Source organism: Chryseolinea soli (assembly GCF_003589925.1).
GTDB classification, from domain to species: Bacteria; Bacteroidota; Bacteroidia; order Cytophagales; family Cyclobacteriaceae; genus Chryseolinea; species Chryseolinea soli.
The window spans coordinates 3,369,946-3,395,438 of the sequence record NZ_CP032382.1 but is presented as its reverse complement, the minus strand read 5'-3'; the positions used below and the strand labels follow the sequence as shown (position 1 = coordinate 3,395,438).

At 52.6% G+C, this 25,493-nt stretch carries 17 protein-coding genes; 6 read left to right on the top strand and 11 right to left on the bottom strand.

Annotated elements, in window-relative coordinates:
- Nucleotides 1–178: 178 nt before the first annotated feature.
- Genes D4L85_RS14620 through D4L85_RS14605 form a run of 4 tightly spaced genes read left to right on the top strand, consistent with a single transcriptional unit; the run spans nt 179 to nt 5,900 of the window.
- Nucleotides 179–1,432, top strand: coding sequence for a TolC family protein (locus D4L85_RS14620; protein WP_119754990.1), 1,254 nt, complete (start codon nt 179–181; stop codon nt 1,430–1,432).
- Entirely contained in the window at nt 1,429–2,442 is a 1,014-nt protein-coding gene (locus D4L85_RS14615) for an efflux RND transporter periplasmic adaptor subunit (protein WP_119754989.1), read from the top strand. The genes D4L85_RS14620 and D4L85_RS14615 overlap by 4 nt, the downstream gene beginning before the upstream one ends.
- An 11-nt stretch (nt 2,443–2,453) precedes the next feature.
- Entirely contained in the window at nt 2,454–2,753 is a 300-nt protein-coding gene (locus tag D4L85_RS14610; RefSeq protein WP_119754988.1) for a DUF190 domain-containing protein, read from the top strand.
- A gap of 3 nt (nt 2,754–2,756) precedes the next feature.
- Complete coding sequence (locus D4L85_RS14605; RefSeq protein WP_119754987.1) at nt 2,757–5,900, top strand: efflux RND transporter permease subunit; 3,144 nt, start codon at nt 2,757–2,759, stop codon at nt 5,898–5,900.
- A 42-nt stretch (nt 5,901–5,942) separates the two neighbouring features.
- On the opposite strand, the gene D4L85_RS14600 is transcribed toward D4L85_RS14605, so the two are convergent.
- The 8 genes from D4L85_RS14600 to D4L85_RS14565 all read right to left on the bottom strand — a co-directional run bounded on the left by D4L85_RS14600 (nt 5,943) and on the right by D4L85_RS14565 (nt 15,970).
- Nucleotides 5,943–6,176 (bottom strand): helix-turn-helix domain-containing protein, encoded by a 234-nt coding sequence (locus D4L85_RS14600; protein WP_119754986.1) that lies wholly within the window; start codon nt 6,174–6,176, stop codon nt 5,943–5,945.
- 315 nt (nt 6,177–6,491) lie between these two features.
- Nucleotides 6,492–7,067, bottom strand: a complete 576-nt coding sequence (locus D4L85_RS14595; protein ID WP_160143736.1) for a hypothetical protein — start codon at nt 7,065–7,067, stop codon at nt 6,492–6,494.
- Nucleotides 7,064–10,180, bottom strand: a complete 3,117-nt coding sequence (locus D4L85_RS14590; protein ID WP_119754984.1) for an efflux RND transporter permease subunit — start codon at nt 10,178–10,180, stop codon at nt 7,064–7,066. Before D4L85_RS14590 ends, D4L85_RS14595 begins: the two co-directional genes overlap by 4 nt.
- Nucleotides 10,181–10,183: 3 nt before the next feature.
- A complete protein-coding gene (locus D4L85_RS14585) occupies nt 10,184–11,311 on the bottom strand; it encodes an efflux RND transporter periplasmic adaptor subunit (protein WP_228450900.1) in 1,128 nt (375 codons plus the stop codon).
- On the bottom strand, nt 11,271–12,524 hold the full coding sequence (locus D4L85_RS14580) for a TolC family protein (protein ID WP_119754983.1): 1,254 nt from the start codon (nt 12,522–12,524) through the stop codon (nt 11,271–11,273). The genes D4L85_RS14585 and D4L85_RS14580 overlap by 41 nt, the downstream gene beginning before the upstream one ends.
- Nucleotides 12,525–12,615: 91 nt before the next feature.
- Nucleotides 12,616–13,983 carry a sensor histidine kinase gene (locus D4L85_RS14575; RefSeq protein ID WP_119754982.1) on the bottom strand — a complete coding sequence of 456 codons (1,368 nt, stop codon included), beginning with the start codon at nt 13,981–13,983 and terminating at the stop codon, nt 12,616–12,618.
- Nucleotides 13,973–14,665 carry a response regulator transcription factor gene (locus tag D4L85_RS14570; RefSeq protein WP_119754981.1) on the bottom strand — a complete coding sequence of 231 codons (693 nt, stop codon included), beginning with the start codon at nt 14,663–14,665 and terminating at the stop codon, nt 13,973–13,975. Before D4L85_RS14570 ends, D4L85_RS14575 begins: the two co-directional genes overlap by 11 nt.
- A 135-nt stretch (nt 14,666–14,800) precedes the next feature.
- Entirely contained in the window at nt 14,801–15,970 is a 1,170-nt protein-coding gene (locus D4L85_RS14565; protein WP_119754980.1) for a glycoside hydrolase family 88 protein, read from the bottom strand.
- Between the two features lie 408 nt (nt 15,971–16,378).
- Between D4L85_RS14565 and D4L85_RS14555 the strand changes: the two genes are divergently transcribed.
- Nucleotides 16,379–16,711 carry a transcriptional repressor gene (locus D4L85_RS14555; protein ID WP_119754978.1) on the top strand — a complete coding sequence of 111 codons (333 nt, stop codon included), beginning with the start codon at nt 16,379–16,381 and terminating at the stop codon, nt 16,709–16,711.
- Between the two features lie 276 nt (nt 16,712–16,987).
- Nucleotides 16,988–18,403: an APC family permease gene (locus D4L85_RS14550; RefSeq protein ID WP_119754977.1), complete on the top strand. Its 1,416-nt coding sequence runs from the start codon at nt 16,988–16,990 to the stop codon at nt 18,401–18,403.
- Nucleotides 18,404–18,942: 539 nt separating this feature from the next.
- Here D4L85_RS14550 and D4L85_RS14545 read toward each other — a convergent pair.
- The 3 genes from D4L85_RS14545 to D4L85_RS14535 all read right to left on the bottom strand — a co-directional run bounded on the left by D4L85_RS14545 (nt 18,943) and on the right by D4L85_RS14535 (nt 25,485).
- Nucleotides 18,943–20,400, bottom strand: coding sequence for an amino acid permease (locus D4L85_RS14545; protein ID WP_119754976.1), 1,458 nt, complete (start codon nt 20,398–20,400; stop codon nt 18,943–18,945).
- Between the two features lie 176 nt (nt 20,401–20,576).
- Nucleotides 20,577–24,008: an AsmA family protein gene (locus D4L85_RS14540; protein WP_119754975.1), complete on the bottom strand. Its 3,432-nt coding sequence runs from the start codon at nt 24,006–24,008 to the stop codon at nt 20,577–20,579.
- A gap of 178 nt (nt 24,009–24,186) precedes the next feature.
- Nucleotides 24,187–25,485, bottom strand: coding sequence for an acetylxylan esterase (locus D4L85_RS14535; protein WP_119754974.1), 1,299 nt, complete (start codon nt 25,483–25,485; stop codon nt 24,187–24,189).
- Between the last annotated feature and the right edge of the window lie 8 nt (nt 25,486–25,493).

The following is a 25,493-nucleotide window of genomic DNA, read 5'->3' as shown; positions in this document are numbered from 1 at the left end:
ACCATGCCCTCAAGTATGATCACCTTAAAAAGAACTTAATTCCGTATATTTTCTTTCGGATTGTATGTGACTTTGTGGACAAGCAATGATCTATAAGCTTTGTTTTGCTTGGTGATGGATCAAATTCCAGTTGAATTTGCTCTATCTTTAAATGTTTTTTTAACCTCATCCCGGGTTCATGCGTTATCGAATATCCTTTCTATTGGTGCTGGGCTACTTTGTATGCCTGACCGCGGAAGCACAATCGTCTATGAGCCTGCAGGAGGCTTTGAAGGCCGCCCGTGTGAACAACCTTTTTCTCAAGACGGAGCGCTACACGATAGAGGCGGGCCAAGCCGATGTGGTCTCGGCCAAACTCCGGCCTAATCCCGCGCTGAACAATCAAACGCTGCAACTGGCCAACAGCAAATACTACCAGGAGAACACCGCCTGGAACAGCCCACATAACCGCCAGGTTTGGTGGCAACTGACCAAACCGTTTCAATTGCCTAATCAGCGGAAGTACCGGATCGATGTCGCCAATCAAGGCTACAATCTCATCAACAAGAATTTCCTGGAGTTGGAGCGCAACGTGTTTTTCGATGTAGCGTCCAAATGGCTTGATGTGTGGATCGCCCAAAATCAGATCCGCGTCATTGAAATCGCCAAGAACAATGCCGATACGCTGGCCAAGATCAACGCGCTCCGTTTGAAAAACCAGGTGATCTCGGAGACCGATCTGATCCGGACGCAGCTGTTGTCCGAACAGTATGCCGTGCAATTGAAATCCGTTCGGCAAGATCTACTGAACAAGCGAAGTCAATTGCGTTTTTTGATCGGGACAACCGATTCCGTGGATGTAGATCTGACCAATGAGTTCCTGTTTCCCGAATCCATCAATATCGATACGCTTTTGCGATACGCGCTCGCCAACCGGTCGGACATCCAACAGATCCAGTCCATGATCACGCTTTCGGAAAGCAACATAAAATTCCAGCGGTCGATGGCCCTTCCGCAGCCGGAGCTTGGCATGATCTGGAACCCGCAAAACACGGTGCCCTATGTCGGCTTCTTCGGCACGATCGAATTGCCGATCTTTTCCCGCAACCAAGGTGAGATTCAAAAGTCAACCATCTTAAAAAAACAGGCCGAACAGAACTATGTGACGGTTCAAACGCAGATCCAGACCGAGATCAACACGGCCTATAAAAGTTTTATCGTTCAACAACAAAATGTAGAACGGTTCACCGGCATCCTGCAACAAGCACAATCCATACTCGACCGGGTGCGCTACGCCTACCTGCGTGGCGGCACCACGATCATTGACTTCCTCGAGGCACAGCGAAGCTGGCTGGAAACGCAGCAGCAATACTACGACGCACAACAACAATACCGGCAAAGCTATATCCAGCTCTTATTTGTCTCAGGCTTAATAAACCAATTGGCACAATGATATCTCGACGTTTAACATGGGCCTGCACGGCAGTTTTCCTGCTGCTGATCTCGTGCGGTAAAAAAGATCAGCAAACACCTGTCGTAAACTATGCTCCCGAAGTCAAGGACCATGGCAATACCATCGTGTTTCACGACACGTTGGGCATCAATTTCTTCAAAACGGAAGTGATCGGTAAAAAAGGCGTCACGGCCAACCTCACCATTCCGGCCAAAGTTTCGGCCACCGTCATACCTTCGGTCGAAGGGGCCACGCAAAATATTGTGCTCTTCGAAAACCCTGACCTGGCAGCGAACTACACATCGTTGATCCAACACCAGATCAACATCAACCAAATTCAAAATATCAACATCAAACAAAAGCAGATCGAGCTGGACCGGATCAAAGACCTGCAAGCTCACGGTGTGGCTACGGGCAAGGACCTGCTGGATGCCCAGACGGCCCTGGCGATGGAACAGACCAACCTGGCGAATGAACGTGCCGCCCTGATCGAACACGAAACCAAATTGAAGTCAAACGGCTTTAACCCTGAAGTCCTGCGAAAATCATCGGCAGGCATGGCCTACATTACGTGCGACCTGCCAGAGAATCAGCTCAGCAGAGTCACGGAGGGCGGACCGTGCACCATACTGTTCACTTCCTTTCCCACCGAGACATTTCACGGAAAAATTGACGACATCGCCGATGTTGTGGACAACGCCACCCGAATGGTGAAGCTCCGGGTAACGTTAAAGAATCCCCAAAACAAGTTGAAGGCCGGCATGTTTGCGTTGTTGTCTTTTGGCGTCGACGAAGGTGAGGTCATCAGTGTCCCCAAATCGGCGGTGATCACGGTGCAGGGAAAGCACTATGTTTTTGTTAAATCGGATAGTCTGCAGTATCAGCGCCAGGAAGTGAGCATCGGCGCCCAAGTGGGAGACCGCACCCTCATCAGCAACGGCATCGCGCTCGGTGCGAAGGTGGTGGTGGAAGGCTCCATCCAATTAAAGGGTCTATCATTCGGCTACTAACCCCCATACGCATGCTGCAAGCACAGATCTTTATCGACAAGGACGAACTCCACGGATCACAGCCCTTGTTTGAATACATCATCCGATTTCTGATCCGTCACAAGATAAAAGGTGCAACAGCGTTTCGGGGCCACATCGGCTTTGGTTTAAATCAACACCTGAAACGCCCCGACGATCTTTTCAGTTTTGACGAGCCCCCCATGATGATAACGTTTATAGACGAAGATGAAAAGGTGATCAACACCGTTTCCCAGCTTCGCAAGGAATTTAAAAATGGATTGATCATTACCCATCCGGTAGAAATTCACTAACCCATGATCAGAGGGCTCTTACTTTTCTCGCTTCAGAACAGGTTGATCGTTGTCGGCATCAGCGTAGCCATGATGGCCATCGGCTATTGGTGTTTCACGCAATTGAAGATCGAAGCTTATCCCGACATTGCCGACACGAACGTGATCATCGTGTCACAATACCCCGGAAGAGCGGCCGAGGAAGTGGAGCAGCAAGTGACCGTCCCCGTTGAACGCGCCCTGCAAAACACACCACGCGTGCTGGACAGACGAAGCCGGACGATCTTTGGCCTCAGCGTCGTACAGCTAACATTCCAGGATGGAACCGACGATTATTTTGCCCGCCAGCAAGTCTTGGAACGCTTGCAGTCCGCACAATTGCCCGATGGCGTTTCACCCGAACTGGCACCACTGTCCACCGCGGTGGGCGAAATTTTTCGTTACGTTGTGGAAGGACCGCCCTCCTTCACCCCCACCGAGTTACGCGATTTACAAGACTGGGTGATCAAACCCTACTTGCTCCAAACACCCGGTGTGGCCGATATCACCACCTTTGGTGGTCCGTTGAAACAGTTCCACATCCTGGCGTCCCCTGAAAAACTCCGCCGGTATGATCTGGCGATTTCCGATGTCGAAAATGCCGTCGCAGCCAATAATCAAAACACCGGTGGAAATTTGATCGACCAGGGTGAACAAGGTTATGCCATCCGCGGTCTGGGGGCGATCAAATCCGAAACGGACATCCAAAACATTGTATTGAAATCCGAGAACGGCGTGCCGATATTTTTGCGCGACGTCGCCAGTGTGGAAATTGCCCCTCCCCCACCGAGTGGTGTGTTGGGCTATTCGGTTGCCGATGACAACACCAACGTCAACAGCGGTGTGGAAGGCATTGTCTTGTTGCGTCGTTATGAAAATCCCAGCGATGCGCTAAAAGCCCTGAAACAAAAACTCAAAGACCTGCAGGAGCACGAGCTGCCCGAAGGCATCCGCATCCGTACGCTCTATGACCGGAGTTTTCTTATCGATCATTCGCTTCAAACGGTGGGAAAGACCCTGGTGGAAGGCGTTAGTATCGTCGTCATCATCCTCGTCTTGTTTTTAGGAAGCATTCGAAGCGCTTTGGTGGTGGCCTTGACCATTCCGTTCTCTTTGTTATTTGCGTTTATCCTGATGCGGCTCACCGGCATCCCGGCCAATTTACTTTCGCTTGGAGCCATCGACTTCGGGATCATTGTAGACGGAGCCTGCGTGATGGTGGAACACCTCGTGCGAAAATACCGATCGTCCAGCGCGGCCGACCGCCGTCAGGGCATTATTCGGATCACCAACCTGGCCGCCCAGGAAGTGGGCCGGGAGATCTTCTTTTCCGTCACCATCATCATCCTGGCCTACATGCCGATCTTGCTGATGACCCGCGTAGAAGGCAAGCTCTTTTCGCCGATGGCATTGACGCTGGCGTTTGCCGTGATCGGTTCCATGCTTGCTGCGCTCACATTGATCCCCGTGCTGGTGTCGTTTGCCTACGGGAAAACGATCGCCAATGTGGATGAACCGATCAAAGAGCATAAAAACAAAGTGCTGGACTTTCTGCAAGATCAGTATGGCGCGCTGGTAAAGGGCATTCTCTCCAAAACAAAGCTGACCGTGCTGATCGGGTTCGCCATCGTGCTGACCCTCGTTGGTTTTGGATCCAAGCTTGGAACGGAGTTTCTGCCCGAGCTGGACGAAGGCTCCATTTTTCTCCGGGGCAATTTTCCTTCCGGGATCACCATCCAGAAAAACGCACAATACTCACCCCAGATCAGGGCGATCATACGGCACTATCCGCAGATCGCCTTTGTGATCACACAAACCGGCCGGAACGATGAAGGCACCGACCCGTTTCCCGCCAACCGGAACGAGATCCTCGTCGGCCTAAAAGATTATCATTTGTGGAGCGACACCGTTTCGAAAAAGGAATTGGTTTCGCGGATCCGCGTCGACCTCGAGCGAGCCTTCCCCAGCGTCCGTTTCTCGAGCGGCCAGCCGATCATCGACCAGGTGATGGAGATCGTGACGGGAAGCGCCGCCGACCTTGCCGTGTCCATTATCGGCGACGACCTCGTGAAGATGAGACCGAAAGCGGACTCCATTGCCGCCATCGTCCGGAATATGAAAGGCAGCGAGTCGGTGAACATCGAGCAAGAGGGCCCACAAGAGCAATTGGCCATAAAGATCAACCGCGAAAATGCAGCGCGCTTTGGGATCAACATCTCCGATATCGAAAACATGATCGAAGCTGCCGTGGGCGGGAAAGTCATTTCCGTTCTCTATGACGGCACCAAACGCTACGACATCGTGATCCGCTATCTGCCCGAGTTCCGGAACAACGTCGAAGTGATCAAGAACCTGCAAGTGTCCTCGATTGCCGGTGCGCTGATCCCCATGAGCCAATTGGCCGACATCACCTTCGTGGAGGGACAGACCAACATCTATCGCTACAGCGGCAAGCGCATGGTCACCGTGAGAACCAATATCCGCGGCCGCGACCAGGGTGGATTTGTAAAAGACCTTGAAAAAAAGATCCACGAGTCTATCAAAATCCCCAAAGGATACAGCGTGATCTATGGCGGGCAATACGAAAACCTGGAAAGAGCCGGCAAGCAACTCCTGATCACCATACCGCTCACCATCGTGATGGTGTTCCTATTCCTGTTCATGTTATTCAAAAGTCTCAAGCACACCTTGGTTACGATGAGTTGCATCCTGTTTGCCCTCGCGGGTGGAATTCTTGCCTTGCTGCTCAGGGGCTACTACTTCAACGTATCCGGTGGTGTGGGCTTTGTGAGCATCTTCGGGATCTCGGTGATGGCAGGCGTTCTGCTCGTCTCCGCTTTGAACCGGGCCGCGCTGGAAAGTTCGTTTAATGTCGACACCGTGCAGAAGACAGCAGAGGAGCAGATGCGGGCCATCCTGTCCATTCTCATCGTGGCCATCGTGGGGTTAATCCCCGCAGCGACCTCCTCCGGCATTGGCTCGGATGTGCAACGCCCCCTGGCGACCGTCATCATTGGCGGCCTCACCTCCACCCTCATCTTCGCGCCGATACTCATTCCCCCGCTGTACTGGTGGGTAGAGCGCGGCAATCACACCGAAGAAAAGACGAACGACGAGAGCGAGGCCTAGACCCGTCACACGGTCACGGCCCTGGGACATGAAGTAAAGCGGTTAAAAGTCGAAGAGCTCTTTTGGCGACACTTTGAGCGCGCGGGCCAGGTCGAACACGGTGCAGACACCGGTATTGAGGTGTCCATTTTCCAATTTGTTTATCGTTGAAAACGCCACGTTGGCCCGGTCGGCAAGGTCTTCCTGCGAGATCCCTTTTTCTATTCTGATGCGTTGAAGATTACGTCCGAAAGCAGCCAGCTTTTTGAGGTTGCGCTGTTTTGTGTTCTGGGTCATTTTAACGGCGTTGATGTATAGCGAATTTGCTATATTTTCTTTGAACGGGGTATAGCAAATTAGCTATACATTCCGTATTCTTGTTGAGGGCACGAAAATACCCTGTTCCGCAACCCAATTCCCGATAAGGGACCGTGGAGTCCAACTTCCCCGCCCGTGGCTGCATGGCCACGGGCATTTTTGTTCGTTGGAGGTTTCACCGCCCCGTCTTCGCTAAAATTTCGACGACGCAGAAAGACGCAAGGAGCAACACCAAAAAGAAACGCCCCGACTGCACAGTGCAACCGAGGCGTGAGAAACTAATTAACAGATGGGCTATTTCTTTCGCGACAAGTAAAGGTCGTTGATGAGCATGCGACCGTTCTTTTCAGTGAGGAAGACCTGACCCTGCAATGTGCTTGTGGCGGCGTCAACAAAGACAGGGTCATTTGAAAAGTCTCCCTCAAGATTTTGCCGGGTGAGCCTGCGTACGGGCGCATCCCATCCGGTGCTGTAATAGTAATAGGTCTTACCACCGGTCTTGCGATGGCCGGAGCGTTTGGAATAAATGATCAGGCCGGCGGCGTCGAGCACTTTGTAGTAGCCGGACGCCGAGAAAATATTTTTTTTGCCAAAGGCACGGTAGCGGTACCCGTCTTTGTAGTAGCCGGAGAGCGTACCGAATTTATAGCGTTGTTCGAGGCCGTGGCGGATGAGCAGCACGTTGTTGTCGACGTTCACGACGGTATTGAGATCGTCGGTTTCGGCCTGTTCGGAAACGCGGTTCGTGGCAAGATCGTGCGGCGTGATGAAGATGCCGTTGGTCAATATTTCCCCATCAAAATGCCCGTTGCGTGCGCTGACGGTGATCAGCGAAAACAACAGGCAGAGGAAATATACTACTCGTTTCATGCGCTTTGTGGCTTATACCTACGGCCATGGCTGCGGCGATTCACCAGTTCATAGAAAATGGGAAAGATCAATAAAATCAGAACCGTGGCCGTGATTAACCCCCCGATTATCACTATGGCCAACGGTTTCTGACTTTCTGACCCAATGCCTGTGGACAAAGCCGCAGGCATAAGACCTATAGACGCCATCAGCGCCGTCATCACGACGGGCCGAGTGCGATGCTTGATCCCGAGCGCAATCGCGTCGGACAAGCTCATATCTTTATTTAAGTTTTCATTGAATTCTGAGATCAGGATCACCCCGTTCTGCACGCAGATGCCGAAAAGCGCGATGAACCCTACCCCCGCCGAGATACCGAAGTTGATGCCGGTAACGTGAATGGCAAGGATCCCCCCGATGAGCGCAAAGGGCACGTTGATGAGCACCAATCCCGCGTCTTTGGCGTTGCCGAACGTGATGAACAGCAGCACAAAGATGGCGATGAGGCTCAGGGGCACCACTTGGGCCAGCCGGGCCGTTGCCCGCACCTGGTTCTCAAACTCACCTGTCCATTGTATGGTGTAGCCTTGCGGTATGTGCAGGCGTTGTTTTACGCGTTGCTGTGCTTCGGCAATGGTGCTGCCCAGGTCGCGCTCGCGCACCGTGAACTTCACGCCGATGAAGCGGCTGTTGTTGTCGCGGTAGATGAACGCAGGGCCCGTGATGGCGGTGACGGTGGCTATTTCCTTTAGGGCCACTTTACTTCCCTTCAGCGTGGGCACCAACAAGTTGGTGATCTCCTGTTCCGACTTCCGGTATTCGTAGGGGAAGCGCAGGCGGATATCAAATTTCTTTTCGCCTTCATACATGATGGACGCGGTCTTGCCGCCGATGGCCATTTCGATCACGGCCTGGGCGTCGCTGGTGGTTACGCCATAGAGTGCCATTTCGTGATCGTGCAGTTTGATCTGGATCTCGGGTTGGCCCACGTTGCGCAGGATGCCGGCGTCCTTGATGCCCGGCACGTCCTGAATGCTGGCGAGCACTTGCGTGGCCAGTTTGTCGAGCTCTGCCAGGTCGGGGCCGAATATTTTCACGGCGTTGTTGGCGTTCATACCGGCCACCGCTTCAGCCACGTTGTCGATGATGGGCTGCGAATAGTTGTAGTTGATGCCCTGGTATTTTTTCAGCTTTTTGTCCATTTCGCCGATGAGGCCGTCGAGGCTGATCTTGCGGCCCCACTCCTCTTTCGGTTTCAGGTTCACCTGCATCTGCACATAATAGAAACCGCTGGGGTCCGTGCCATCGTTGGAGCGGCCGGTTTGCGACAGCACGCCGTTCACTTCCTTGAACGAGCTCAGTTCATTGCGCAGGGTGTGCACCATCTTCACCGTCTCGTTCAGCGACATGCTCATCGGCATTTTTGCTTCCACCCACAAGGCACCTTCGTTCAATTGGGGCAAGAATTCGGTTCCCAGCCATTTGGTCGAGAACAAGGTTGCCGCTACGATCACCAGAGCTACGGTGAGGCTTATGGTTTTATGTGAGAATGTCCAGTGAAATCCTTTCGATACGATGCGATCGAAGAAGGTTACGATGAACGTATGTTTTTCTTTTACGTTCTTTTTCAACAACACGGCGCTGAGCACCGGCACCAGCGTGAGGGTAAAGATCAGCGCGCCTAACAAAGCAAATCCAAGCGTATAGGCCAGGGGCGAGAACATTTTTCCCTCCACTTTTTCGAAGGAGAAAATGGGCAACAGTGCAGTGATGATGATGAGCTTGGAAAAGAACACGGCGAGGCCCGTGCGGGAGGCGGTCTTTTTGATGATGCCAAGTTTCCCGATCTTGTTGAACCGGTCCATGCCAAACTTCTTCGCCGTGTGATCGAGGGTCACAAAGATGCCCTCCACCATCACCACGGCGCCGTCGATGATGATCCCGAAGTCGATCGCCCCCAGCGAAAGCAGGTTGGCGCTCATGCCCTTCATCTTCAAACAAAAGAACGCAAACAGCAACGACAGCGGAATGATGATGGACACAATGAGCGTGGTGCGCCAATCGGCCATGAACAACATCACAATGGCCGTTACGAAGATGATCCCTTCCACCAGGTTGTGCATCACGGTGTGCGTGGTGTAATTCATCAGCACATCGCGATCGTAAAACGTAGCCATGCGTATATCGCCGGGGAGAATGTGGGTGTTCAATTCTTCAATCTTGGCTTTCACGCGCTGCAACACCTCACTGGGATTTTCGCCCTTGCGCATGACGATGATGCCTTCCACCACGTCGTCTTTTGTATTCAATCCCACCTGTCCCACGCGAGGGAGGTCGGACATGATGACGTTCGCTACATTTTTTACCAATACCGGCACACCGCCACGATCCTCGATAATAATATTTTCAATGTCTTCGATGGAGTTCAGCAACCCCATACCCCGCACCACATACGCCTGGCCGTTCTTCTCGATTACGTCGCCACCGACGTTGATGTTGCTTTTCGTAACGGCCTGGTACACGTCGAGGGGTGTGATCTCGTAGCGGTTCAGTTGGGCGGGGTTTACCTGGATCTCGTAGATCTTTTCGCGGCCGCCAAAGGCTACCACATCGGCCACACCGGGCACGGCGCGGAGCTGACGGTCGATGATCCAATTCTGAACCGTGAGCATTTCGCGGGTGTCCTTCGTTTTGGACGTGAGGACATAGCGAAAAATCTCGCCGGTCGGGCCATAGGGCGGTTGCACTTCCGGTTCAGCGCCATCGGGAAGTGACACCGTCACCAATTGGTTGTTCACTTGCTGACGGGCAAAGAAATCTTCTACGTTGTCTTCAAAAATGATCTTGATCACCGACAACCCGAACATGGAAATGGACCGCACATTGGTTTTTCGCTGCACGGAGTTCATGGCCACTTCGATGGGAATGGACACAAAACGTTCTATCTCCTGCGCACTTCTCCCCTGCCATTGCGTGACAATGATGATCTGTGTGTTGGTGACATCGGGGAACGCCTCGATCGAAGTGTTCCGATAGCTCACCACGCCGGCGATCACCATGATGGTCACCCAAAAGAACGTGAAGAACCTGTTCTTTAACGAAAACGCAACGATATTTTTTATCAGCTTGATCATCCGTTAGTCGTTAAGAGCATCGTAAATGAAGAGCTGATTATGACTGATCACTACCTCGCCAGGTTTCACACCTTGCGTGATCCACGTGATGTCGTCGGCCGTTTTATACACCTCCACCTCGCGGGTGTCGATGTTGAACCGGTCTTTGAAGATCATGACGAACTGGCGACTGTTGTCGAATATGATGGCCGACGACGGGACGGCCGTCAGCGATTTGTCTTCGTGGTACGTGGCTTTGATGGTGGCCAGCATTTGTGGCTTCAGCTTGAACAGCGGGTTGGGAATGCGGATGCGCACCTTCATGGTTTTTGTTTCCGGGTCCAGCACGCTGAAGATCTTGTCGATCTTGCCGCGGATGAGGTCGCCGGGATAACTTAGGGTGGTCACACACACATCCATGCCTTCGCGGATGCGGGAGATATCGCTTTCATAGACGTCGGCGATGGCCCACACTTCGTCCAACTCGGCCACTGTGAACACACTTTCGGTGTGGCCCGCGGGCAAAGTCATGTCACGCGTCAGGTTTTTGTAGATCACAAAACCGTTGATGGGCGCCTTCAGGCTGTATTCGGATTTCTTGTTGAAATTGTAGATCGAGAATGTTTCCGTGATCCGCCGCAGGGAGGCTTCGGCTTTTTCCAGTTCTTTTTGAGCGGCCACCAGTTCGCGATCGGAAGACAATTTCGAATCGTACAGGTCTTGCTTCACGCTCAGGTTCTTTTGTGCCACCAGCACGTCCGACTGTGCTTCGATCAGCTGACGATCGTATTCCGCTACTTCCCCGCTTTTAATGGTCGCGAGGGTTTGATTTTTCTTAACATAGTCGCCCAACTCGGCATCCACTTCCACGACGTTCCCACCGACGATAGGAAATATTTCTACGAGCCGGTTTTCGTCGGCCACGATCTTTCCGTTCAGGTTCAGGGTGCCGTTCACCGGTCTCACGGTTACGGTATCCAGTTTTATGCTTTTCAGCATGGTGTCGCTCAAGGCAAACGCCTTGTTCTCGGCCGGGTCTTCTGTCTTCTTCGGATCACATCCCACTGCCAACAGCACAACCAACCACACCAACGGCATCCATGGGCAATTTTTAATGGAGATCTTCACCCACGGCATAATTGAGTTCTTCATATGACTTATTTAAATCGGCTTTGAGTTGATTTAATTCGATGATGCTGGAGTTGTAAGCTTCAAACATGTCGGTGAATTCCAGCAGGGAGATGTTGTTCTTGCTATAGTTGCTCACCAGCCCTTTGCTCAACAGATCCAGCTGCGCTTCGAAGTCTCCACCGGATGCTTTGTATTGGGCATCCAACAGTTGAAAGACCTTCCACGCGGTTTCTACTTCGTGACTAATTTCCTGGCGGCGGCTTTGCAGCAGCACGTTCGCCTGGGCCATGCCCGCTTTGGCTTCCTGGATGCGACCCTGGTTCCGGTTGAACAAGGGGAGTTGCAACCCGAACGACACACCGCTGTAGTTGGGCACGTAGCTACCGGCCTGGTCATACACGGCACCCGCCATCAGGTTTGGGATGGCCTCTTTGCGCTCCAATGAATAGCGCAGTTGGGTTTGGGCTTGTATGCTTTGTGCGGCTTTAATTTCCGGGCGATTCTCCATCGACTTCTCTACCAACTCGGGCAGTGTCGCAGCGGGCAATACGGCGACCACGGCATCCGAGGCTCCACGCACCGGGGCAACGGCACGATCGTCGGCCAGCAGCACCTTCAGGGTTTCCTGGAGTTGCACCAACTCGGTCTGCGTGTCGTTCACTTTGTTGTTGATCTCGAAGTAGGTCGACTTCAAGCGTGTGAGTTCCTGCAACGAGATGTTGCCTTTGTTGTATTGCTGCTCGTAGATGGAGATGAGATTTTTTAACAGATCCAGTCGCGAGCGGATGTTCACGATGGCGTTGTTGAGATAGTAATAGCGATAAAAGCTCACGTGAAGCTCATACTTCAGGCTCCGCGCCAGCTCATAGTATTGCCACTCGGTCATACGCTTTTCTTCTTCCGCCAGGCGGATGGCCGTTCTACGCTGCCCGGCGATGCGGAAGACCTGTTGCAATTGCACGATCTTCTGCCCGTTCTTGCCGGTGTCAAACCATTTTTGTGCCGTTGGGTTATATAAATTCCATTCTGTATACAGTTGAGGGTTGTTAAACAACTTCTCCTGTATCGTCCTGGCCTCTGCCTTGTCTACTTCGTATTTATACGCCAGCAACGACAGGTTCCGCATCACGAGCAAGCTGTCGGCCTGCTGTATGGAGACCCGTAAAGTGTCCTGAGCGTGAAGTGAGATTGTTATACACAAGAGCGCCACCACTAATCCAATAAACCGCATCATTTTATGCAATGCACCATTTCTAAAGTCATACAAATGAACGCCAGTAGACTTTAGGGGCGCTTAAAGGTGACCTTAAATAAACCTTAAAATTTCAGGTGTGCGGGATAGTGATCTGGAAATGGTGTTTTTCGCTTTCGAAATAATAGGCAACCGTGCCGTTCATCAGTTCGATGATCTGCTTCACAATGGAAAGTCCCAGCCCGTGTCCGGGTTTTTCCTGTTGTTGGGTCTGGCGATAGAACGGCTCGAAAATGCGCGTGTCGGGAATGGGGTCGTCGCCGGCGTTGACAAACGTGAGCTGCAGGCCGTGACCTTCTTCGGATATTTTTATGTTCAGCTCCGGTGTGGAGGCGTACATGGCGGCGTTGGCGATGAGGTTGCGAAAACAGATCTTCAACAACAACGTATTGCCCACCACCGTCAGCTGGTCTTCGGTTTTGATAGACGATTCGATGTCGATCTTGACGGCCTGTTGGGGAAAGGTCTCGTTCACATCTTTTACACTTTCATAGAGCGATTCGTCGATTCGCACCTTGGCGGTGTTCACCGGCAACTGCGACTGGAGACGCTGGATCAAGAGCAGCGACTCCACCAGATCGGCCTGGCTGTCGACGTCCTGCTCCAGGCTGGTCAGCAAGACTTGCATCTCAGGGTTTTGAGGTCCCGCAAGTTCGTCCAGGCGGTCGAGCTTGCCGTGAATGAGGGCCAATGGTGTTTTCAATTCGTGGGCCGCGTTCCGCACGAAGGCGCGCTGCGACTCGAACGCCTTGAAAAGCCTCCCCAACATTTGATTGTAGTTCACGGCCAATTGATCGAGTTCGTCGCGGTTCTTTCTTCCATTCACGGGGATGAACTCATGTAAATTGTTTTCCCCGATCGTTTGTATCGAGGAATTCAAGGCATCGATCGGGCGGAACACTTGCCGGATGTAGTAGTAACTGGATATCGCGATCAACAACGTGCCCAACACCAGGGCGATGATGACCAGGGTCTTTAAATTTTCCAGCTTGCTGATGCCATAGGTGTCGTAGGCGGAAGCCAGCACCACGTAGTCGTGGCCCTGGCCGGTGTAGTGCACGCCAACCACTTCGTCGCCATCGTCGTCGACGTAGTATTTGTCGGCACGCTTCCGGATCTGTTCAATGGTCTTTAGGGAATAGGGGATCTTTTCATCGTCGAGGCTGCTGTAGATCAGGGTGTTTTGTTCGTCGAAGATGAGGATCTTCTCGTCATACATTTTGTTGATGGAGTTCTGGTCGATGATCTTCAGCAGGCCGATGTCGATCTCTTTTACATCGATGAGCAACTTGGCCGTATTAAAGCTCTTTTCGCGGAGGCGCGCGAAAAATTCGTCGCGCCGGAATTCCGAATAAGAAATGTAGATGAAGACGAGGATGGACGACAGCACGAAGAAGAAGAGCCCTACGAAAAGCAGCGTCAGCCTCGTTTTATAGTTCATCGCGTTGATCGTTTAGATAATAGCCGAAGCCGGGCTTGGTGAGGATGAGCTTCTTTTCAAACTCCTTGTCGATCTTGTTTCGCAGGAAGTTGATGTACACTTCGATGGTGTTGTGGGTCACGCCGTAGTTGGCGTCCCAGAGGTTCATGGCCAGTTCGTCTTTGGAAATGATGCGATTCCGGTTCTTCAGCATGTATTCCAGCAAGCCGTATTCTTTGGGCGTGAGGTTTATTTCCTTGCCTTCGCGGATGGCGATCTTCTTGTTGGGGTCCAGCTTGATGTCCTGCAGTTGATAGAGGGGCTGGGCCGCATTGGGCTGCTCGGCGCGTTTCAGGAACACTTTCACCTTGGCCAACAGTTCGCGCAAATGAAACGGCTTGACCAAGTAGTCGTCGGCGCCCAGCGTGAACGCTTCCATCTTGCTGTCGATGTCGCCAAAGGCGGTGATGATGAGGATGGGGATCTCGGCGTTAGTCTCGCGGAATTTGCGGCAGAGGTCCATGCCGTTCATTTTGGGGAGATTGATGTCGAGGAGCACGAGCTGGTAGCTTCCTTGTTGAAAATACTTCAGGGCCATGTGGCCATCGAAGGCGGGTTCGCAACCATAGCCTTCCTTTTCCAGAGCTTTGGTGACAGACTCTGAAAGGCGGTGATCATCTTCAACGACAAGGATCTTTTTCACGGCGGATGATATTTAACGGGGGAAATTTATAAAAAATTCACGGCTTTGCGTTTTCCTCGGCGTCCTTTGCGGCTCGGCGGTCAAATTCTACCGCAAAGGCGCAAAGGACGCAAAGAAGACGCAAAGAAATGCAAACTACTTCTTGCGGGTCAGTTTGTCGTAACGGAGCAGACCTTCCAGGTAATAGTAGTCGGCGTAGACGATGGGGGTGTCGATTTCGCTGTTGGCGGGTTTGTGGCCCGTGGAGTGCTTCAATAGAAAGTTGTGATTGTCGGAGGAGGCGAAGTATTCCGGTTTGGACAGGTTCTGCAACACTTCTTCCGCGAAAGCGAAATAGGCCTTGCTTTTCTCGCCTTTCACATAGCCGCTTAGCTCCAGCAAGGCAGAGGCGGCGATGGCGGCACACGACGCGTCGCGAACATCGTTGGGGATGGCCGGCGAATTAAAATCCCAGTAGGGAACTTTGTCTTTGGGCATGTTGGGGTGATGCGTGAAGAAGTCGGCGATGTGCACGGCCTGGTCCAGGTATTTTTTGTTTTTGGTTTCGCGATACATCACCACGTAGCCATAGAGACCCCACGCTTGTCCGCGTGCCCAGGCCGATTCGTCGGCGTAGCCCTGGGCGGTTTTGCGGGCGATCACGTTCCCGACGCTGTCGTAGCACAACACGTGGATGCTGCTGTAGTCGGGGCGGAAGTGATTCTTCATCGTGTTGTCGGCGTGCGTGACGCTGATGTCGTAGAACTTTTTGTTGCCCGAAGTTTTGGCCGCCCAGAACAGGAACTCGAGATTCATCATGTTGTCGATGATGACGGGATAGGTGTAGCCATGAAAGTTGTTCCACGACTTGATGACACCCACCTTGGGATTGAAGCGCGTCGACAGCGACTCGGCGCCCTTGAGCATGATGGGCTTGTAGGCCGGGTTGCCCGTGAGGCGATAGCCGTTGCCAAACGAATTGTAGAGCATGAAGCCCAGGTCGTGGGTGCCGGTGTTGTATTGTTCTTTCTTCAGGGCCATCGTCCATTTTTCGGCAGCGGCCTTCATTTCAGGGTCTTTGGTGTATTCGTAGAGATACCAGAGCGAGCCGCCAAAGAAGCCGGTGCACCACCACTCGCTCGGCATCTTCTTGTAGGTGCCGTCGGGATTTACCGACTGCGGGAAGAGGGTGGTGTCGGTGAATTCTTTCAGCATGCCTTTGTATTGCTGCAGGCTCAGCTTCATTTGTTTGTCGACGTCAATTTTAGGTTGTGCAAAGGCTGCACACGCACTCAGGAGCAACGCTGCTGACAGGAGATTTTTCATAGTATAGTGATCAATAGTTTGGGGTTTCTTAGGGGGTTTAACCACATCGCCGGCAGCAGAGCAAGCCATTTTCTTGTAAAGCACGCTTTTGCGGACGGACCGTATTTTTCAATCTAATATTTGACATTATTCCGGATTGATGCAACACTTATTTTCCGGGACGGTTCCCGCGAGCGGCGTTGAGATACTCAAAATCAACAAACTGTACCCGCGTCCCCATTCCGTCATCCCGTTATGCAGGATTTTTTTGGATGTATGTTTCCGGCGCGAAAAAACAAACGCCAGGATGTGAATGCAAGGATTCGCAGGAACCTCTTGCACAAAATTTAAGGCGTTCAAAAAATTATTTACAAACTGCAAATGCGTTTCAGTAGCCATACCGTATTTGTCGCGAAATAATTTCAGGCCATGAAAATCCACAAAGAGTTTTTAGAGACGATGCTACACCGGCGGAGCATCCCCGCCACGCCACTGCGGCTGCGCGTGTTGCAATGTATTTTCGAATACACCGAATATTTTACAGCGGAACAGGTGGCTCGAAATCTGGGCAGGACAGAGAAGGTGGATAGTGCACATGTATCGAATATCCTCACGCAATTCAATCGCAGTGGGTTGATCACGCGCGTTGAGGACGAGGAGGTGAACATGCGCCGGCCGGGGCGCAAGATCAAGAAATATATCTGGCTTCATCAATACCTCCGCCGCATCAGCCAACGCACGAGTTATGTGCCCATCAATTGAATACGTGCATCGCATTCTTTCACTACCGATGTGTTTGTTAGGTGTACTCACCGCCTCGATTAAACTCGCCGTTGCTTGAATCCTTCCCCGATCGCAGCTAAATCCGCCCTTTCACCAACCTCTTGTAACGCCTAGCGTGCTGCCGGCCGAAAAAGGCCGTTAACTTTCGTCCCTCCGGTGCCGCTTTATTCGGCAAATCTGAATACTTTACCCTCCGGAAAAACGCTTCCTTCCGCGCCGGCGGTAAGGAACGTTCACTAACCATCCTAAACCATTATGGCGCAACCTGAAAAGACACAGGGGCAACTCGTACGCTCCCTCGGATTGTTCTCGGCCTTCATCCTCACCGTCAGCTCGGTCATCGGGTCGGGCGTGTATAAAAAAGTGGCGCCCATGTCGTCCGAGCTGTTGTCGGCCGACCTGGTGCTGGCGTGCTGGGTACTGGCCGGTTTGATCACACTCTGCGGCACGCTGAGCAACGCCGAAGTGGCGGGGCTGCTGGCCGACTCGGGTGGCGAGTATGTTTACTTTCGCAAGATCTATAACAAATTCTTTGCGTTCCTTTTTGGCTGGACCGCCTTTACGGTGATCCGCTCGGCAGCCGTGGCGTCTATCGCCTATGTGTTTGCCCACTCCTTCAACGCGCTCGTGCCCCTGCCGGAGCTTCCCGCCTCCTGGGCACAGATCTCATTAGGCGGCGTCTTTACGCCCTTCGACAATTTTGGGGTCAAGACCCTCACCGTGCTGCTCATCGTGGGCTTGTCTTATAACAATTATATCGGTCTGAAATTCGGTGAAGGGTTGAGCAAGACCGTCACCATCATCGTGGTGGTCAGCATCTTTCTAGTCATTGTACTGGGCCTCACGTTGGGCGGTGGCAGCTGGGCTAATTTCACTACACCGGCCACCGGCTTTGTGCACCACGCCTGGACCGAGGGTGCGTTTATTCAAAGCATTTTCGCAGCACTACTAGCAGCCTTCTGGGCCTATGAAGGCTGGAGCGCTACGGGCTACATCGGCGGGGAGATCAAGAACCCGAACCGGAACTTGCCGCTGGCCCTGGTGCTCGGCGTTTCGTTTGTGATGCTGGTCTACATCAGCATCAACTTCACCTACCTCTTTGTGCTTCCCATTGACGAGATCATCGCGGCTCATAAATCACAAAACACGATCGCCGCCGTGGTGGTGATCCGCCATTTCCTGGGGGAGGCCGGGGCATTGTTCATTGCGTTGCTGATCCTGCTCACCACCTTCGGTTGCACGAACACTACCCTGCTGGGGCCGCCGCGTTTGTATTATGCGATGGCCAAGGAAGGCATGTTCTTCTCCTCGGCGTCCTACATCCATCCCCGCTATAATACACCATCCAAAGCCATCTTGATCCAGGCCGTGTGGTCGTCGGTGCTGGTGTTTTCGGGGAGCTTTGATCAGTTGACGGATATGTTGGTGTTTGCGGCATTTATTTTTTATGGGGCCACCACGCTGGGGGTATTTGTGCTGCGGGTGAAAATGCCGGATGTGCCGCGCCCGTATAAGGCGTGGGGATATCCGGTGGTGCCGGCAATTTTTATCTTGTTTTGTGTGGCGTTGATTGCGGTTACTTTGATTACCAAGCCGCGCGAGGCGTTAATTGGGTTGGCACTTATGGGAAGTGGGTTGCCGTTTTATTGGTATTGGACGAGGGGGAAATAAAAAGGTGCACGCACAAATGTTGTTGGTGAAGAACACCAACAACGGCGATGGCTATCATGCCATGATGATAAAAACAATAGGGCGAACAGCATCAAATATACCACGCTCCCTCTATGACGTCCACCCCGTTGTTGGTTATGCGGCTGGTGAGGATTTGTGATGGGGGGCACATGCATGAGGTGGGCCGGCCAGGGATAGGAGTGGAAAGCCCGTAGTGGATGGGTTGTGGGTGGACGGACTTGGAACGGATAGCCCGGCCCCGAGGTACGAGGGGGGCCGCAAGATGTGTACAGTAAATTTTATCTATTTATTTGGTTTGATTTTTTTGCTGGGATGTTTATGAGTGTTGCGTTTTTCGTCCCATTCTTTTGGGTGAGGTTGAAGGCGAGAAATGTTGTTGGTGGGACACCAACAACCGGGGGTGCGGTCAAAATGTTGTTAATGAAACACCGAGGATGATACTTCGTAAACGGTGGTTCTTAAAAAAAATGCCATTACGCTTTGAGGGTAATGGCATTCAAATCAAATCTGAAATATTTTTACTTAGGCTGGTTGTTCAGTTTGCTGCGTTTGATGCTGTAGACGAAATAGATGATGATGCCGAGGGCCATCCAGGCGATGAGGCGGATCCAGGTTTCGAGGGGTAGGGTGGCCATCACGCCCAAAGAAGTGAGTACGCCCATGATGGGGACGAAGGGGAACAAAGGGGTCTTGAAGGGGCGGTGGATGTCGGGGTTTTTGTAGCGAAGCATCAGCACGCCGGCGCTTACGAGTACGAACGCGAGCAAGGTGCCGATGGAGACAAGTTCACCCAACAAGTTGATGGGGAGCAGGCCGGTGATGATCATGGCTACGCCGCCGATGACGATGGTGGTGATGTAAGGGGTTTTGAATTTGGGGTGGGTCTTTCCAAAGCTTTTGGGTAAGAGACCGTCGTTGGCCATGGAGAAAAAGATACGGGATTGGCCGATCAGCATCACGAGGATCACGGAGCTCAATCCGGCGATGGCGCCGATCTTGATGGGGGTGCTCAGCCATGTCAAAGCAGATCCCGCAGAGTCAACGGCAACGGCGATGGGAGCAGCCGTGTTCAATTCTTTGTACGACACCATGCCGTTCATAACAAACGCGACGGCGATGTAGAGAATGGTGCAGACGACGAGCGAGCCCAGGATGCCCCAAGGCATATCGCGCTGGGGATTCTTCACTTCCTGTGCCACGGTGGACACGGCGTCAAAACCCAGATAGGCATAGAACACGATGCCCGAAGCGCGGAAGACCCCGCTCCATCCGAACTTTCCAAAAACGCCGTCATTTGCGGGGATGAAGGGCTCGAGGTTGTCCACTGACACATAGCTCAACCCAAACCCGATGAACAAGAGGATGACGGCCACTTTGATGACCACGATGATGTTGTTGAAGTTGGCCGACTCGCGGATACCGATCACCAGCAGGGTGGTGATGACGGCGATGACGAACATGGCCGGAAAATTCAAAAGGCTTCCCGTCCGGATCCATTCGTGCGTGGCCGTGTCGTAAGTGAATGGCGCGTTGCAAAGGGCGGGGGGAATTTGGATGCCAAAATTTTTCAGGAAGCTGACCACGTAGCCCGACCAGCCCACGGCCACGGTGGCCGCTCCGAAGAGGTATTCGAGGATGAGGTCCCAGCCGATGATCCAGGCGATAAATTCTCCAAGGGTAGCATAGGCGTAGGTATAGGCACTTCCCGCGATGGGGATCATGGAGGCGAACTCGGCATAACACAGGCCGGCAAACCCGCAGGCAATGCCCGCAATGACGAACGACAGGATGATGGCCGGGCCCGCATAGTTGGCCGCCGCCTGGCCGGTGAGCACGAAGATGCCGGCACCAATAATGCCGCCCACACCTAACATGATCAGGTTAAATCTACCCAGGGTTCGCCGCAGCCCAACAGCCTTGTCGGCGGTTTCGGTCATGAGCTGTTGAAGCGGTTTTGTGATCCAAATGTTTGCCATGTAATGTCGGTTATTTTAGCCGTCGCAACTCAAAATACGAGGGTCTGTATGAGGAACCTAGCTACGGCCATTCAAAAGATGCGCTAACCGGTAAGCCCAGAGTTTGCTCGGTCACAAAGTAAACCAAATGTTTCGTTAGTCGGGTACCCGGCACTGGAAAATATTGGGGGAAAACGTCACACGACTTTGACCTTTTTCGCCGGCTTTCCGTGCCGCACCACGTTCATGGCACCGTGTGTGGCAATGCGGATCCAATAGTTGAAGACCGATTTTGTGGGGATGCGGGTCTGGTCGATCGTGGCCGTTGCCTGGTGTCTGTTATGCTTCAGCACAATGCCGTCGGCCAGCAACGTGAGCAGGGTACTGCCCAGATTTTTCTTTTCGGGGTCGGTCTTGGAAAACAATTCGAGGTGCAGGTTTTGGTAGCTCATGGTGGCACTGCCCAAAGCCCTTTCGCGGTCGGCCGTCACATCGATATGAAGTGCCTCCAGGTCGCCTGACTTTATCTCCATGGCCTTTACAGGGACGATCAGCTTGTTGAGGACGGTCAGATCAAATGGCAGGACATCGATGGTCAGGGCAAATCGTTCCGGGGAAAGAAATTTATAGTTCAGGTGAACCTCTCCCTGGTCATAGAGGCGCGTGGTCGCGTTCACCACCAATCCATCCGCCAGGTATTTGCGAGCGTCCACGCTGTTCGCTTCAATGTTGATCTTGTGCAATGAAATTTCTCCTTCTCTTCCCGTGATATCGGACGTTTCGCGATAATGAATAAAGCCATCCCGCACGTTCAATTTTTTGGTATGAAGCACCGGCAAGATCATCTCGTGGAGCAGGAATGGTTTTTCTTTTGGTGGCGCGTCGGGCAGGCGTTTGTCTTTGGAAATGTGCAAGGAGAATTTGTCGACGTTCACGGCACTGGCCACGAGGGTGTGGTGTTCCATCAGGCTGTCGAGGTTGAAGTCGACGAGGGAAATATCGTTTAGTTCACCGGCCAGTACGCTGGTCTCGACGGCGAGGTTCTTCACAAACGACGCTTGCGGTGTGATGGTGAATCGCTTTATGGTGAGCTTGCCCTCCTGCACGTTCAACCCGTTCAATTGCAAGGCCATTTTTTCGGTGCCATAGGTCGCCTGGTCGAGCCGGAGGGTTTGATGCGGGGCTTTGAGATCGCCGTCTATTTTTGTGAAGTGCAGCACCTGTCCTTTGGGTAAGGTGAGCTCGCCATCATAGAGTGCAAATTCTTCCACCATATCTGTGGGAAGTTTCTTTGACGTCTTTTCTTTTTTCGATGCTGACACGACGGGCTTCGGAAGATGGATGATGGGGCGATGGGCCGCCAGTGATTTTATATGCGGATCTTTGCCTGGCCGCAACGTGATGCCCTTAACCGTCAGGCTGTCGGTCGCGAAGCGCAGCACGCCGTCCTGTTGCACGTTGATGTTGTCGACGTGAAGATAGGACACGTGTGTTGCCTTGCTTTCGAAGTCCACCCGGCCCATGGTCGCCGACGGTACGCTGACATCGTGGTGCTGCACGTGTACCCGGGCGTTCTTCAGGTGGGTTTCTTTAAAAAAGTTAAGCTCCAGTGACTCCACGCTCACCTCCGTCTCCGGTTGCTGAAACCGGAAATGATCGATGTTCCCTACCATGTGTTGATAATTCACTTTGCCCCCGCGAAAGTGGATGCTGCGCCCCGTCAGTGCGTTGGCGTTAAATGCGATGTGCTTCTCTTTCAGGTGAACGTCGGCTTCCAGCTTGCCGATCTGGAAGTCCTTCATCAATAGGGCAAATGCGTTTTTCTTTTTTGTTTTCGCATGCTGTTTACCTACGGGCAACACACCCTTAAGCGAAAGCGACTCGATGTAGATCTTCTCCAGCACCGCACTGCCCAACGTGTCTTCTGCCAACACATAGTCGTGAATGCTGATGGATTTTCCGGAAACCGCCAGTTTCTTCATTTGCATCTCTACACGACCCAACGAAAATTGATTTTTTGAAAGCGACAGCTCACCCACTTTGATATGCGTGCTGTCCTTCGGACTGTCGAACGTGATACTTCCGGCGCTGAAACGGGAAAGCCGGGAGATCAGCGTTTTTACCGACGTGGTGCTGAACGACTTCACCTCCAGGTCGGCCCGCTGTATGATCATGGAGCGCGTACCGTCGTTGAACCGGATGTTGGCGTTGCGCAGGCGAAGGCCACCGATGTACTTGTCCAGTTTCTTTTTTACCTGGGTAGTGTCTTTCACGTCGGAAGACATTTTAGGAAACAGGTCCAGGTAGTGCGGTGTGATGTTCACGTCCGCATTTTCGATCAGGGCCGATTCCAGGTGGAGCTTGCGATAAAAAACAAAGTCGATCAACCCAAATTGGCTTAGCTCGATGTGCTGGCATTGGATGAAGGATTTTTTCGCCGCCACATCGATGAAGCTCGCGTTGGTGATGGCCAGGTAGTGCCCTCGCAGAAAGGTAAGATCATCGCAATGCAATGTCACGTTGTTGTTGAGCCGCACGGAAGTTTCGTTGAGATCGATGCGCAAGCCATCCACCAGCAACGCCGACGTGTCGGGACGCACCTCAAAGTTACTTAGGCCTACATCGACGTGGGGCAGCCGGGTGTGGATGGAGTCTTTGCCATGGTACACGCTCACTTCGATGTTGGCATCGTTGATGATCGCGCTGTCGAGAAGGGCTTCACCAAAGGTTTGCTGCAGGATCTCCTTCAAGGGATGTTTCACCTTGTGGTGGGTGCCTCCCACCCGCAGTGTTCCGGAGATGACCGGCTTTTCGATGCGGATCTTTTTCAGCTTATAGCGCTGGTGGTTATACAATTCGTTGTAGTCCAATCCCTGGATCAACACCGACGTTCCCTCGATCTTCATGTGCGACCGGCTGATCGTGTCTTCCGACTCCAACGTAAGATCCTTAAACTCCAGGAAATGTTCGGGATACTTGAACGCTATTTCCGAAAAGGCAATGGAGGTTTTGCTGAGCAACAGCCGTTGCCCCTGGAGGTTGAGTCTCACCCGGCTGCTGTCGGTGAGCTGACGCATGTTCCAATCGCGGATGATGAAATCGATGAGCCGGAGACTGATGAGGCTCTCCCCTTTCTTTTCAATTTGCAGCGCACCGCGCTGCAACGTAAATGATTTGATGAGAAATTTATCCAGCACGGCTTCAATCGCCGGAAAGATCTTCACGAGGCTATGCGCGATGTTCACATCATGCTGCGCGCTGTTTTTCGCAGCCATTTTTAGGACGGGCTCTTGGATGGTCAGTCGTTCGATCACCATCTGTCCTGTATTGAATAGCGATCGCAGCGAGCCGGCTTCCGCTTCCATCGAGGGTATTGTCACAGACTCGACACCGTTCGGGCCGGCCTTTTCGGTTTTTACGAGCGACACGTCCTTCATTTCGAATTGGAGTTCGCGCAGGTTCATTTTGGCGTTGCCGATAACGAGCTTGTACTGGCCGTGGGTTTTGGTCTCCACCAGGTCGGCAAGCGAGTCTTTAAAGCTCATCAGCTTGTAGTAACGGAATCCCAGCAGGAAGAGCACACCGAACAGCACCAATGACGCCGCCAAAATGATGAGCTTCTTTTTCATACTTTGGAAGCGTTTAACACAACTTCGTGCGCGACATCTCCGCTAAGCATCACGCCCTCGACCGGGCGTTTTAATGACGACAGGGCAACGGTTGTCGCACCCGCCACGAGTACGGGGGGAAATACACAGCTGAGGGTCATTACGCTAAAGATAACGCATCACCCCCAGGTTTTAAAACCTAGTGTCCGGTCAGCTTCGCGATGAGCCACTGATTCAATTTATCGTATTGCTCGGGATAGGTCCAATGCCCCGTCTCCAAAACCAGCAGCAACGATTTCGGTGCTGTGATGGAATTGTAAGCGGCGTACATCGACGTGGGTGGGCAAGTCTCGTCGTTGAAGCCCCAACTGAACCATGCCGGCTTCTTCAGTTGCTTGGCAAAATTCACGACGTCGTAGTACCCACAGGTAGCGATCTTTTCTTTTGTGTTATTGAACGCGATGTTCGACGGATCAAAATAATGTGGCCATCCACCGGCGCGTCCTTTCAAGTAGCCGGTCACGTCGCTCAGTGCCGGATAAAATGCTCCCAGGCATTGCACGCGAGGGTCGAGTGCCGCCGTGATCACCGACAAGGCTCCCCCCTGGCTTCCTCCGGTCACCCCCAGGTTAACGCCATCGAATTGCTGCAGGCCCACCAGGAAGTCGTTCGCCCGCACACAACCCAGGTATACACGCTTATAATAAAAGCGATCGCGGTCGTCGAGGTTGTAATTTTGATATCCTTTTAATGCCCCAGCGCCCAGCACCGTGTAGACGTTGGGATCCATGTTCACAGGAATACCGTGAATGCCGATCTCGAAGGTAATGATTCCTTTTTCCGCCATGGCCACATCACCGTTATAAGCCCTCACGCCCGCGCCGGGCACTTTTAGCAAGGCCGGATATTTTCCCGCCTTCTTTGGAATACAAAGGATCCCATAGAGGCGCGTGCCCTTTGCAAAGTTTTGTAAGTTGACATGATACACGTTTACGGTTTCGGTGCATCGTTCGGGCATCAGCGTCATGCGGGCGTCGACGGGCACTTCGGCAAGCTCGGCCTTGGCTTTGTCCCAAAACTGTATGAAGTCAGCGGGCATTTCAACGGTAGGCTTAAGCGTCAAGGGTTCAAAACCCGCGGTGGCGAGGTTCCGGTAGGTGACGCCATCGATCTTTGCGGTAACCACACAGCGTAGAAAACCGGCACTTTTCATCGTTCCACCGTCGAGCGTGATCTTGCCCTCTTTTAGCACGATGGAATCCTTTTTAAGGGGCGTCATTTTTTCGGGGCCGATCTCGTAATAAATCTTTACGTCCTTCACGGCGTTGCTGTTCTCCAAGACGGTGACATCGAACTTCACGGGCTCGCCATTTTTGTACGTCCAGTCACTGTGGTTCGGGGCTACCCATATTTTGATGAGTCGCTCGGTGGGTTGTGCCAGCAGCGGGGTGACGCTTTGTATAAAAAGATAAAGAACGAGGAAAGACAGTTTTCTCATAGCGGATA